Source organism: Microbacterium kunmingense (assembly GCF_023155745.1).
GTDB lineage: Bacteria > Actinomycetota > Actinomycetes > Actinomycetales > Microbacteriaceae > Microbacterium > Microbacterium kunmingense.
Genome location: NZ_JAKNUS010000013.1, coordinates 21,049 through 32,615, shown reverse-complemented (window position 1 = coordinate 32,615; position 11,567 = coordinate 21,049). Strand labels below are relative to the sequence as shown.

Annotated in this window: 13 protein-coding genes; 3 read left to right on the top strand and 10 right to left on the bottom strand. The window is 71.7% G+C overall.

Features of this window, described 5'->3' with window-relative positions:
- Window positions 1–28 precede the first annotated feature (28 nt).
- A complete protein-coding gene (locus tag MA875_RS15745; RefSeq protein ID WP_248243200.1) occupies window positions 29–931 on the bottom strand; it encodes a hypothetical protein in 903 nt (300 codons plus the stop codon).
- A gap of 162 nt (window positions 932–1,093) precedes the next feature.
- Here MA875_RS15745 and MA875_RS15740 point away from each other — a divergent pair, with 162 nt between their 5' ends.
- Window positions 1,094–2,311 carry a class I SAM-dependent methyltransferase gene (locus MA875_RS15740; RefSeq protein ID WP_248243199.1) on the top strand — a complete coding sequence of 406 codons (1,218 nt, stop codon included), beginning with the start codon at window positions 1,094–1,096 and terminating at the stop codon, window positions 2,309–2,311.
- Between the two features lie 14 nt (window positions 2,312–2,325).
- Here the strand turns inward: MA875_RS15740 and MA875_RS15735 are convergent, their stop codons facing one another.
- The 4 genes from MA875_RS15735 to tsaB are packed head-to-tail and all read right to left on the bottom strand — an operon-like array spanning window position 2,326 to window position 4,989.
- Complete coding sequence (locus tag MA875_RS15735; RefSeq protein ID WP_248243198.1) at window positions 2,326–2,784, bottom strand: hypothetical protein; 459 nt, start codon at window positions 2,782–2,784, stop codon at window positions 2,326–2,328.
- Window positions 2,781–3,887 (bottom strand): tRNA (adenosine(37)-N6)-threonylcarbamoyltransferase complex transferase subunit TsaD, encoded by a 1,107-nt coding sequence (gene tsaD, locus MA875_RS15730; protein ID WP_248243197.1) that lies wholly within the window; start codon window positions 3,885–3,887, stop codon window positions 2,781–2,783. Before tsaD ends, MA875_RS15735 begins: the two co-directional genes overlap by 4 nt.
- On the bottom strand, window positions 3,884–4,354 hold the full coding sequence (gene rimI, locus MA875_RS15725; RefSeq protein WP_248243196.1) for a ribosomal protein S18-alanine N-acetyltransferase: 471 nt from the start codon (window positions 4,352–4,354) through the stop codon (window positions 3,884–3,886). The genes tsaD and rimI overlap by 4 nt, the downstream gene beginning before the upstream one ends.
- Entirely contained in the window at window positions 4,351–4,989 is a 639-nt protein-coding gene (gene tsaB, locus MA875_RS15720) for a tRNA (adenosine(37)-N6)-threonylcarbamoyltransferase complex dimerization subunit type 1 TsaB (protein WP_248243195.1), read from the bottom strand. Before tsaB ends, rimI begins: the two co-directional genes overlap by 4 nt.
- Window positions 4,990–5,082: 93 nt before the next feature.
- Between tsaB and MA875_RS15715 the strand changes: the two genes are divergently transcribed.
- The gene (locus MA875_RS15715; protein ID WP_248243194.1) at window positions 5,083–5,463 is read left to right on the top strand and encodes a hypothetical protein; all 381 of its coding nucleotides are present in this window, start codon (window positions 5,083–5,085) and stop codon (window positions 5,461–5,463) included.
- Window positions 5,464–5,842: 379 nt separating this feature from the next.
- Here the strand turns inward: MA875_RS15715 and tsaE are convergent, their stop codons facing one another.
- The 4 genes from tsaE to glmS all read right to left on the bottom strand — a co-directional run bounded on the left by tsaE (window position 5,843) and on the right by glmS (window position 9,876).
- Window positions 5,843–6,346: a tRNA (adenosine(37)-N6)-threonylcarbamoyltransferase complex ATPase subunit type 1 TsaE gene (gene tsaE, locus MA875_RS15710; RefSeq protein WP_248243193.1), complete on the bottom strand. Its 504-nt coding sequence runs from the start codon at window positions 6,344–6,346 to the stop codon at window positions 5,843–5,845.
- Complete coding sequence (alr, locus tag MA875_RS15705) at window positions 6,343–7,467, bottom strand: alanine racemase (RefSeq protein WP_248243192.1); 1,125 nt, start codon at window positions 7,465–7,467, stop codon at window positions 6,343–6,345. Before alr ends, tsaE begins: the two co-directional genes overlap by 4 nt.
- Window positions 7,464–7,832 (bottom strand): holo-ACP synthase, encoded by a 369-nt coding sequence (locus tag MA875_RS15700; RefSeq protein WP_248243191.1) that lies wholly within the window; start codon window positions 7,830–7,832, stop codon window positions 7,464–7,466. The genes alr and MA875_RS15700 overlap by 4 nt, the downstream gene beginning before the upstream one ends.
- A 190-nt stretch (window positions 7,833–8,022) precedes the next feature.
- Window positions 8,023–9,876, bottom strand: a complete 1,854-nt coding sequence (gene glmS / locus MA875_RS15695; RefSeq protein WP_248243190.1) for a glutamine--fructose-6-phosphate transaminase (isomerizing) — start codon at window positions 9,874–9,876, stop codon at window positions 8,023–8,025.
- Window positions 9,877–10,176: 300 nt separating this feature from the next.
- Here glmS and MA875_RS15690 point away from each other — a divergent pair, with 300 nt between their 5' ends.
- Window positions 10,177–10,488, top strand: a complete 312-nt coding sequence (locus MA875_RS15690; protein ID WP_248243189.1) for a hypothetical protein — start codon at window positions 10,177–10,179, stop codon at window positions 10,486–10,488.
- Here the strand turns inward: MA875_RS15690 and coaA are convergent, their stop codons facing one another.
- On the bottom strand, window positions 10,489–11,439 hold the full coding sequence (gene coaA, locus MA875_RS15685) for a type I pantothenate kinase (protein ID WP_248243238.1): 951 nt from the start codon (window positions 11,437–11,439) through the stop codon (window positions 10,489–10,491).
- Window positions 11,440–11,567: the final 128 nt, after the last annotated feature.

Below are 11,567 nucleotides of genomic sequence, written 5' to 3'. Positions count from 1 at the left end.
GGTGGCTGTCTCGGCGAGACGGTTCGACTCAGAAGTCGAGCTCGTTGCCGGCGATGCCGAACGGCGAACCGATGTTGCCGCTGTTCTCGAAGCTGACGTCGTTCGTCTCCGTCCAGCTGGCGTAGTCGTTGAAGGAGCCGTCGATGCCCACGTTGAGCTCGTTGGTCTCGGTCCACGAGTTGCCGGAGTCGTCGATGTCGATGCTGTAGTTGTTCGACTCGAAGTTCCACTCCTCGTTGAAGGAGTCGGTGATCGCGACGTCGTACGTGGTGTTGAACGCCGAGATGTCGCCGATGCTGATGGCGGTCTGCGAGTTGTCGACGATGGCGTCGTCACCGGCGGCGACCGAGCCGTCACCCGAGGCGACGTTCGCCGACTGCCCGAACGCCTGGAACACGGGGCCGTCGGCCTCGATGTTCTGGTTCACCGACTGGTCCACGACCGTCGTGCGGTTGTCCAGCGAGAAGTGCCCGCCGCCGGCTGCCGCCGCCGCGCCACCGGCCGCTGCGCCGCCGAAGTCGTAGTTGTTGTTGACGTTCGTGTTGTACTGACGGACGCCGACGGCGACCGAGCGGTCGATCAGCGTGTAGTCGTTGAACGAGTCCGTGTAGTCGTTGTTCGAGTCCTCGTAGTCGTTGTGCGAGTTGTTGTCCGAGTAGTCGTTCCACGAGTTGTCCGAGTCATCCACGGTCGACGTGTTGCCGGAGCCGATCGCGACATCGACGGCCACGTCGGTGTTGTCCGAGTTGTTCGTCGAGCCGTCGACGACCGAGTTGTCGGTGTAGGTGTTGTCGGAGAACGCGGTGTTGCCCGAGAATGCGGAGTTCCCCGAGGCGAGGCTGTTGCCGTTGCCCGAGTCGTTCACCGAGTCGTCGACAAGCAAGCTGTCGTTGATGATGAACCCGCTATTGCCGTTGTTGTCGACTGCCATGAGTCCGTCCCTTTCGTAAAACCTCTGCGGCCTTGCCCCCTCAGTGTCCGCCCGAGGTCAAGACTCCGGCATCCGGGATCACCCCGGAGCCTTTCGGGATCCCCCTAGGGGTCCGATTGGGGAATAGGGGGTTCGGTGCGGGGCCCCGCCTAGGCTTGCGGAGTGGACACGGCCGAGCTGACCGCCCTTCTCACCCCCGAGGGACTGCGGCTTCTCGACGCCACGGATCCGGTCGAGACGACGGCGGATGTCGCGGCCGCGGTCACCCGGCTCCGGAAGGCCGGTCACTCCCCCGACCTCGTGTCGGCCGTCGTCGGTCAGGCGCGGCTCCGGCAGAAGGCGGAGGCGAAATTCGGCGACTTCGCCACGGGCATGCTCTTCACCCGCGCGGGCCTGGAGCAGGCCACGCGCCTGTCGGTCGCCGCGCATCACGCACACCGCTTCCGCGCCGCGGGCATGACCTCGGTCGCCGACCTCGGCTGCGGGATCGGCGGCGATGCGATGGGCTTCGCCGCCCTCGGCCTCCGGGTGGCCGCCGTCGACGCCGACGAGGTCACCGCCGCGATCGCCGCCTACAACCTCGCACCGTTCGGCGACCTGGTGACGGTGCGTCATGCGACGGCGGAGGCCGCGGCATCCGATCTCCCGGCCCTGGGAAACCCGGATGCCTTCTGGCTCGACCCCGCCCGCCGCACGGCCGGGCACGGCGACACGACCCGCACAGCCTCCTCCGAGTGGTCGCCGCCGCTCGACTGGGTGTTCGACCTCGCCTCTCGCCACCCCGCCGGCGTGAAGCTCGGGCCGGGCATGGACCGCGACCTCATTCCTGACGACGTCGAGGCGCAGTGGGTGAGCGCTGACGGGTCGACGATCGAACTGGTGCTGTGGTCGGGCGCGCTCGCGCGGGAGGGGGTGCGGCGGGCGGCGCTCGTGCTCCGGGGCACCTCGGCGGTGGAGCTCACGGCGCCCGATGACTGCCCCGACGAGCCGGTGCGGCCGCTCGGCGCGTACATCCACGAGCCCGATGGCGCTGTCATTCGCGCCCGCCTCATCGGCGAAGTCGCCCGGGCGCTCGGCGCCGGCATGCTTGCCGACCGCGTCGCCTACCTCACCTCCGACACCGAGCTCACGAGCCCGTTCGTCGCGACGTTCCGGGTGCGTGAGACGCTGCCCACCGACATCCGGAAGCTCGGTGCGGCCCTGCGCGAGCGCGGGATCGGACGCCTGGAGATCAAGAAGCGGGGCGTGGATGTCGACCCCGCGGCGCTCCGCACGAAGCTCAAGCTCCGGGGTGACGGCGAGGCGACGCTGATCCTGACGCGGGTCGCCGGCGCGCGGATGGCGATCCTCGCCGACCGGCTGCCGGCCGCCTCCGCCTAAGTCGGCACCCCGAGTCAGGCGAAGATCTCCGCCTGCGTCGCCGCGAACCACAGCCACCCGGCGCTGTAGACGAGGGAGAGGATGCCGAGGGCGATCGCCCATCCGGCCATGCGGCGGCTCTCGAGGGGGCGGAAGAGCGCCACGATGCCGGTCACCACGCCGACGAGCCCGAGGAGGAACCCCCAGCCGACGAAGAGCGACACCACAAGCCCGACCACCGAGAAGAAAAGCCCCCACGCGGCAAGAGCGGCGCGCGGCGGCGGGTCCTCCCGGGGCGCCCACAGGACGAGGGGTTCGGGGTCGGGGCTCGGGCCGGTGGCTGTCACCGCGACGTCGACCGGCGCGGTCGGCGGTCGGTGGAAGCCGCCGCGGTGGTGTCCGGGGAGCACCGACTCCTCGCCGACCGGGGCGACGTCGTCGGTCGGCGGCTCGATGCGGGGGGTGCCCGGCGCGGAGGGCTCGGGGGTGGTCATGACCGCGCGCTTTCGGGGCCTGCTTCCGGCACCGCCACCTGGATCTCCGTCACCGGCAGCGTCGAGTCCGCCCCGAACGCGAGGGTCGACGGCTCCGCGCCCGAGGCGATCAGCTCGGCGGCGAGCGCGGCGATCATCGCCCCGTTGTCGGTGCAGAGCGAGAAGGGCGGAATGCGCACCGCCACCCCCGCCGCGGCCGCGCGCTCGAGCGCGACCTCGCGCAGACGCCGGTTGGCGATCACTCCGCCGCCGAGGAGCAGGCGCGGCACCCCGTGATCGCGGCAGGCGTTGAGGGCCTTCGTCACCAGCACGTCGACGACCGCTTCACGGAACGATGCGGCGATGTCGGCGCGTCCGGCGTCATCCGCCAGCATCTCGGGATTCGCCTCGACGAATCGGGCGACGGCGGTCTTGAGCCCCGAGAAGGAGAAGTCATAGCGGTGCGCCGCCATGTCGGAGGCCCGCGAGAGCCCGCGCGGGAACGGGATCGCCGCGGGATTTCCGGATGCCGCGGCGTGATCGATCTCCGGACCCCCGGGGTAGGGCAGCCCGAGCACCCGTGCGACCTTGTCGAAAGCCTCGCCGGCGGCGTCGTCGACGGTCTCGCCGAGCAGTTCGACGTCGCTCGTGAGGTCGCGCACCAGCAGAAGAGAGGTGTGCCCGCCGCTGACGAGCAGCGCGACGGTCGGGTATTCGAGGGGACCGGCGTCCTGCGCCGCTCCCGAGTCGAGGATGTCGGCGGCGATGTGCCCCACGAGGTGATTGACGGCGTAGAGCGGCTTGCCGAGCGAGACGGCGAGACCCTTCGCCGCGCCGATCCCGACCATGAGCGCCCCGGCGAGCCCCGGACCGGATGTCACCGCGACCGCGTCGAGCTCGCCGAGGCTCACGCCGGCCTCGGCGAGCGCCGCCTCGATCGCCGGCTGAAGCGCCTCGAGGTGGGCGCGGGCTGCGACCTCGGGGACGACCCCGCCATAGCGGGCGTGCTCGTCCATGCTGCTCGCGATGGTGTTCGACAGCAGGGTGCGCCCGCGGACGATGCCGATCCCCGTCTCGTCGCAGCTCGTCTCGATGCCGAGGACGAGGGGCTCGTGCCGGTTCACGCGGCGCCTCCTTCCCGCGCCGCGGCGAGCCGCAGCCGCATCACGATCGCGTCGACTCCCTCGCCCGGGTAGTAGTTGGGCCGACGCCCGATCGGCTCGAACCCCTCCGAGGTGTACAGCCGCTGCGCGGGCTCGTTGTCGGCGCGCACGTCGAGGAAGACCTCGCTCACTCCGCGCCGGCGGGCCTCGTCGAGCAGCGCCCGGAAGATCTCGCGCCCGAGGCCACGCCCGCGCACCGACTCGTCGAGGGCGATGGTCTGCACGTCGGCATCCCTCGATCCCGCCGGTGCCCGCAGGCCCGCGTACCCGACCAGGAGACCCTCGTCCTCGGCGGCGACGTACCAGGTGTGAGGCGAGGCGAGCTCTGCGCGCATGACGTCGTCCGACCAGGCGTCGCCGCCGAAGGCGGCGCGCTCGAGCACCATGATCGCGCCGAGGTCGTCGACGCTCGCGGGGCGGAGGCTCACGCGGTCACCTTCTTCGGCGCCCCGGGGAGGGTCACGTCGGGCGAGCGCAGATAGAGGGGCTCGGATGTCGCGAGCGTGCGCCCCGCCGCCAGGGCCCGGGATGCCGCGAGCGCGACCATCGCCGCCGGCACCGCGCTCACATCGCGGCGGGCCGCGCCGAGCGCGGCGAGACGGTCGTCGAGCTCGTCGCGGGGGGCGAGGGCGGGGCCGGTCGTGCGGATCGGCAGGCCGTCGTCATCCGTCCCCTCGAAAACGGAGTACGCGAACTCCCGCCGGCGCGCGTCGGTGACCACGGCGAAGGGTGCGGTGTCATCGGCTCCGGCGACGGTGTCGGCCAGGAGCAGTCCGAGCGCGGCGGCGTCGTGGCTCGGTACCGGGAGGACCGGGATGCCGCGGCCGAGCGCGAACGCGCGGGCGGCGGCGATGCCGACGCGGAGCCCCGTGAAAGGACCCGGGCCCATGCCCACGGCGACGTGCGTGATCGCGACGGCCGGGTCGAGCACCTGGGCGAGAAGATCCCCGATCGCCTCGGCGTGCCCGAGCGGGTTCGGGCTGTCGGCGGTAGCCGCGACGACACCGTCGGGTTCGATCACCGCGACGGCGGTGCCGAGGGAGGTGTCGATGCCGAGAATCACGTCTCCAGGGTAGTCGCGGCGGGCCGTGGCGCCGGTCGGGGCGGGGCGCTACGGTGTGGGCAGCAGCGGTGTGCAACTGCGAAGGAGAAGGCCATGGCCGCGTCTCGTCCCCTCGGCGTCACGATCGTCGCGGTGCTCGCGTGGATCTCGGGATTCTTCAACATCCTCGGCGGCGCGCTGATCCTGATCAGCGGCGCGCTCGGTCAGGGACCGCTGCTGAACCTCGTGCTGATCGCGATCCTCACGATCCTGCTGGGCGTCATCGTCATCGCGGTGAGCATCGGGCTGCTGCGCGGCAGCCCCGGCGCACGCCTCGTCGTCACCATCGTGTTCGTGCTGAACATCGTCAGCGCCGTGCTGCTCATCATCGGCGGCGCCGAGACGTTCTGGACGGGCTTCTTCTCCGCCCTCCCCGCGATCATCGGCCTGATCCTGCTCTACACCCGCCGCGCGAACGCGTTCTTCGGGGACTGAGTCGCGGGCGCGCGCTGAGCGGCTGCGCCGCCGGGGCTCGGCCTCCACGACGGCTCCCCTTCCGCCGGGTACCCACGCGCCCCGCTCCCACCACGGCGATCCTCCGCGCCACGGTCGCCTCAGCGACATCCGACCGATGTTGCGCAGATCTCCGCGACACGGGCGACGAAACCCGCCATGCGATCCCCGGACTACCCCTCCGTGCGCCGCGCCGCGCCCCGCTCCCACCACGGCGATCCTCCGTGCCACGGTCGCATAAGCGGCATCCGACCGATGTTGCGCAGATCTCCGCGCGAAGAAGGACGGATGCTGCCGCGCGAACGCGCAACAGAGCGTGGGGGTGCTCCTGCGCCAACTGGGCGCGCCGCCGCGCGCGACCTCAGGGTCGCCGTGTGACCGTCACGACGCGCGGGGCGTCGGCGTCGAGCTCTTCCACGGCGCGCGAAGGCCCGCCGCACATCGTGTCGGCGCCGCGTCCGCCGAGCTCGCGCTCGAGCTCGACCTCCCACCAGCTGTCGCGGAGGCCCTCGACCATCCCCCGCCCCCACTCCACGACGACGACCGACCGCTCGACGTCGAGGTCGAGGTCGTCGAGCTCCAGCGCCGAGCCGAGCCGGTACGCGTCGACGTGTACGAGTGGAGCACCGCCGACGAGCGAGGGATGCGTGCGTGCCAGCACGAACGTCGGACTCTGCACGGGCCCGCGCACCCCGAGCCCTCGGCCGATCCCCCGTGTGAGCGTGGTCTTGCCCGCCCCCAGCGCACCGGTGAGGACGACCAGGTCGCCGGGCCGCAGCATCCGTCCCATCTCCTCGCCGAGCGCTTCCATCTCGGCCGACGAGGCGACCTCGCGGCGACCGAGGAGGGGGTCGAGCCCGGTCATCCGTCCACCTGCCGGCGTGGCACGCGCGCACCGATGCGCGTGACGATCTCGTAGTTGATGGTGTCGGCGGCCGCGGCCCACTCGTCGGCGGCGGGGGCGCCGAGGGTCGGATCGCCGAAGAGCACGACCTCGTCGCCGATCGCGACGGGGGCATCGCCGACATCGACGACGAACTGGTCCATCGCGATGCGTCCGGCGACGGTGAACCGGCGGCCCGCGATGGACACGGGCCCCTTCCCCGATGCCTGCCGCGGCACGCCGTCGGCGTAGCCGAGCGGCACCAGGGCGAGCGTCGTCTCGCGCGGTGTGCGGTAGTCGTAGCCGTACGACACCCCCGTGCCGGCGGGCACGCGCCGCACGTTCGCGACGGCCGCACGGAGGGTCATCGCGGGGCGGAGGCCGAGCTCGGCCGAGCCGCGGTCGGCGAAGGGCGACAGTCCGTAGATGCCGATCCCGATGCGCACGCACCCGAGGCGGGTTTCGGGCAGGGCGAGGGCCGCGTGGGTCGCCGCCAGGTGCCGAAGGGGCGGGGCGAGACCGACGGATGCCGCGGCACGGAGTGCCTCTTCGAACCGACCGAGCGCGGCCCGGTCGTCATCGGGGGACGCGTTGGACAGGTGGCTGAAGATGCCGATGACTCGCAGCTTGCCGATCCGCTCCAGGCGGGCGGCCTCAGCGAAGGCGACGCGGGCGTCGGCGGGGGTGAGGCCGTTGCGCGACAGGCCCGTCTCGACCTTCAGGTGCACCGCGACCGAGCGCTCGCCCGACGCCGCCGCGGCGGCGGCCTGCAGCTGGTCGAGGGTGGAGATGCCGAGCTCGATGCCCTGGGCCGCGGCCTCGGCGAACGACGCGCCCGGCGCGTGCAGCCACGCCATGATCGGGGAGCGGATGCCCGCGCGGCGGAGGGCGAGCGCCTCGGTGATGTCGGCGACGCCGAGTCGGGTCGCGCCGCCCTCGAGGGCGGCGGTCGCGGCGCGGACCGCCCCGTGCCCGTACCCGTCGGCCTTGACGACGGCGATGACCTCGGAGCCGGTGAGGCGGCGGAAGTGGCGGACGTTGTCGGCGATCGCGCCGACGTCGATGACGGCCTCACGCATCGTGCCGGCGGGGAGTCGTGTCATCCGGCATCTCCTTGGTTCATCTCGAGGATCACGTATGCCACTGCGAAACCTGCGTCGTGCGACATTGACAGGTGCACCGCGGTGATCCCGCGGTCGACGATGACGTCGGCGGTGCTGCCCGAGAGGGTGAACTGGGGGCGGCCGGACGATTCGTTCCACACCTCGATGTCGGTCCAGTAGACGCCGTCCGAGCCCCCGAGCGCTTTGATGAGGGCTTCCTTCGCGGCGTACCGCGCGGCGAGCGAGCGGGGCTTCAGCGCCCGCTCGGCCGGCGAGAAGAGGCGCTCGAGCAGCCGCGGGGTGCGGTCGAGGGTGACTTCGAAGCGGGAGATGTCGACCAGGTCGACGCCGATGCCGGCGATCATGCGCACCTCCTCTCCCGCGGCTGTCACCCTATCGCGGCGGCGCCGCGGTGAGCGCGGGGGCGGGGCCCTGCGCTCGTGTCCTCAACTCCTGCAGAATCGCGGCCGGGCGGCTCCAGGCGGCGGAATCACGCCCGCGCGGCCGATTCTGCAGGAGTTGGGGAAAGCGGCGGGCGCCGAGCGGCGCTGCCCGCTACTCCACGGTGACCGACTTGGCGAGGTTGCGCGGCTGGTCGACGTCGAGGCCCTTCGCCGTGGCGAGGCCCATCGCGAAGATGTGCAGCGGCACGACGGCGAGGAGCGGCTCGAAGAGCGGCCCCGCGAGCGGGATGCGCAGCACCTCGTCAGCGGAGGGCAGCACCGCGACATCCCCCTCCTCGGCGATCGCGATCACGCGCGCGCCGCGCGCCTTGATCTCCTCGATGTTCGAGACGACCTTGGGGTGCAGCACCGCCGATCCGCGCGGCGAGGGCACGATGACGAACACCGGCTGCCCCGGCTCGATGAGCGCGATCGGGCCGTGCTTGAGCTCACCGGCGGCGAAGCCCTCGGCGTGGATGTACGAGATCTCCTTGAGCTTCAGGGCACCCTCGAGGGCGATGGGGTAGCCCACGTGCCGGCCGAGGAAGAGCACCGACCGGGTGTCGCCCATCCAGTGCGCGAGCTGCTCGATGCGCTCCTGCTCGGTGGCGAGGATGTGCGCGATCTTCTCCGGCACGGCCTCGAGCTCGCGCGCCTGCACCGCGATCTCGTCGGCGCTGAGCGTGCCGCGGAGCCCGGCGATGTGCAGCGCCAGCAGGTAGAGCGCGGTGATCTGCGCGACGAACGCCTTCGTCGACGCGACGGCGACCTCGGGGCCGGCGTGGGTGTAGACGATCGCGTCCGACTCGCGCGGGATCGTCGCGCCCTGCGTGTTGCAGATCGACACGGTCTTCGCACCCTGCTCGCGGGCGTACTTCACCGCCATCAGGGTGTCCATGGTCTCCCCCGACTGGCTGATCGAGACGACCAGGGTGTCGGGGCTGAGCACCGGGTCGCGGTAGCGGAACTCGTGCGCAAGCTCGACGTCGACCGGCACCCGCGCCCACTGCTCGAGGGCGTACTTCCCCGTCATCCCGGCATACGCGGCGGTGCCGCAGGCGATGACGATGATGCGCGAGATGCCGCTGAAGAGGTCGTCGAGTCCGTCGAGTTCGGGGATGCTGACGACACCGTCACGGATGCGACCACGCAGCGTGTTCGCGACAGCCTCGGGCTCCTCGGAGACCTCCTTGGCCATGAACGACGACCAGCCGCCCTTGTCGGCGGCCGAAGCGTCCCAGGTCACTGCGAACCGCTCGACCTCGACCGCGTTGCCGTCGAAGTCGGTGACCTCGACGCCCTCGGGGGTGATGGCGACGATCTCGTCCTGACCGATCGCGAGGGCGTCGCGGGTGTGCTCCACGAACGCGGCGACATCGGAGGCGAGGAAGTTCTCGCCCTCGCCGAGTCCGATGACGAGCGGGGAGTTGCGGCGCGCGCCCACGACGAGGCCCGGCTGGTCGCGGTGCATCGCGAGGAGGGTGAAGGCGCCCTCCAGCCGTGCGGCGACGTCGCGGAACGCGGCGACCAGGTCGCCCCCGCGGGCGCGGTACGCGCGGCCGAGGAGCACAGCGGCGACCTCGGTGTCGGTTTCGCTCCGGAAGGTGAAGCCCTCGGCGAGGAGCTCGGACTTCAGCTCGGCGTAGTTCTCGATGATGCCGTTGTGGATGAGGGCGAGCCGGTCGTCATCGGCCAGGTGCGGGTGGGCGTTGTCGTCGGTGGGTCCGCCGTGGGTCGCCCAGCGGGTGTGCCCGATGCCGGTGGTGCCGTCGGCGAGGGGGTGGCTCTTCAGGTCGTCGCGGAGGATGCCGAGCTTGCCCGCGCGCTTGCGCATCCCCAGATCGCCCTCGCCGTCGATGACGGCGATGCCGGCGGAGTCGTATCCGCGGTACTCGAGACGGGCCAGGCCCGAAAGAAGGATGGCCTGGCTCTGGCGAGGGCCCACGTATCCGACGATTCCACACATGGGTTACATCGTAAGTGTGCGCGGCTGAGCGCCTGCCCCGCGCCGGCGCCGCGCGCGTGGCGCGGTGGGTCGGGCGGGCGGGCGTCGCGCGCGTGGCGGGCCGGCCCGCGGCATCCATTCGCTTGTCTCTCCAGCGGCACCCGCCACCTCAGCGGCACACGGGAGGAGATCGACACAGGAGAGGATGCCACGGCCCGGCCGGTCCTCCCGTGCGCCGATTCCCTCCCCTGCGCAACCCCTTCCGCGACGCGGGCGCCCTTCCTAGGCTCGGCCGCACGACGGGCGACGTGGGGAGCGACGATGAGTCTCGGTGGAATGATGCGACTGGCCCTGAGCGGAGCGGCGCTGGTCAACGGCGTCCCGCATACCGTGAGCGGGCTGCGCGGGCAGCGCTTCCCGACCCCGTTCGCCGACCCGCCGGGGCAGGGGCTGTCGTCGCCCGTGGTGAACGTCGCCTGGGGCATGTCGAACCTCGCGCTCGGCGCGTGGCTGCACCGAGGCACGCGGTGGAGGTCGGAGCGCATCGCATTCGCGGTCGGCGCCGTCGGCATGGGGCTGCTGCTCGCGCGCTTCTTCGGCGCGAACCCGCGCCTCGGCGCGCGGAAGCGCTGATCAGAGCTTGCGCAGCAGCACGCTCTCCACGGCGTGGGAGGCGGACTTGCGAAGGACGAGCGTCGCGCGGTGCCGGGTGGGCAGCACGTTGGCCTCGAGGTTCGGCAGGTTGATGTCGTTCCAGTAGCCGAGCGCCGTGGTCACGGCCTCGTCGTCGCTCAGCTCGGCGAAGACGCGGAAGAACGAGTTCGGGTCGCTGAAGGCGGCATGCCGGAGGGCGAGGAAGCGCCCGACGAACCACGACTCGATGTCGGCGGTGTCGGCGTCGACGTAGATGGAGAAGTCGAACAGGTCGCTGACGGCCACGTCATTCGGGGCCGGCGGTGGTTGCAGCACGTTCAGTCCCTCGACGATCACCACGTCGGGGCGGCGGACCGTCACGTGCGCGTCGGGGACGATGTCGTACTTGACGTGCGAGTAGAACGGCGCGCGCGCCTCGACCGCCCCGCTCTTGACCTCGGTGAGGAACTTCACGAGCGCGCGGCGGTCGTAGGACTCGGGGAAGCCCTTCCGGGCCATCAGCCCCCGCCGCTCCAGTTCGGCGTTGGGGTAGAGGAACCCGTCGGTGGTGACGAGCTCCACGCGCGGTGTGCCGGGCCACCGGCTGACGAGCTCGCGCAAAAGGCGCGCGATCGTCGACTTGCCGACCGCGACCGACCCCGCGACACCGATGACGAAGGGCGTGGTGGTGTCGGCCTCGCCGAGGAACGCGCTCGTCTCGGCGCCGAGACGCTTCGTGGCCTGGGCGTACAGCGACAGCAGCCGCGACAGCGGCAGGTAGACCTCGGCGACTTCGGCCATGTCGAGCCGGTCGCCGAGCCCGCGCAGCTGCACGACCTCGGTCTCGGTGAGCGGCTGCGGGATGCCCGAGGCCATGCGCGCCCAGTCGTCGCGCGCGATCTCCTGGTACAGCGAGAGGGCCAGGTCGGTGGTCGCTTCGTCGACGGACATGGCGCTCATCGTAACCACCCCGGGCCGCGCGACCCCGCGGCAGCCGCCCCGCGCCGTCACAACTCCTCCGATCTCGGCCCCGACCCCCGCGAAAGCGGCGATCCGGGGCGCTGCGGCCCCGATTCTGA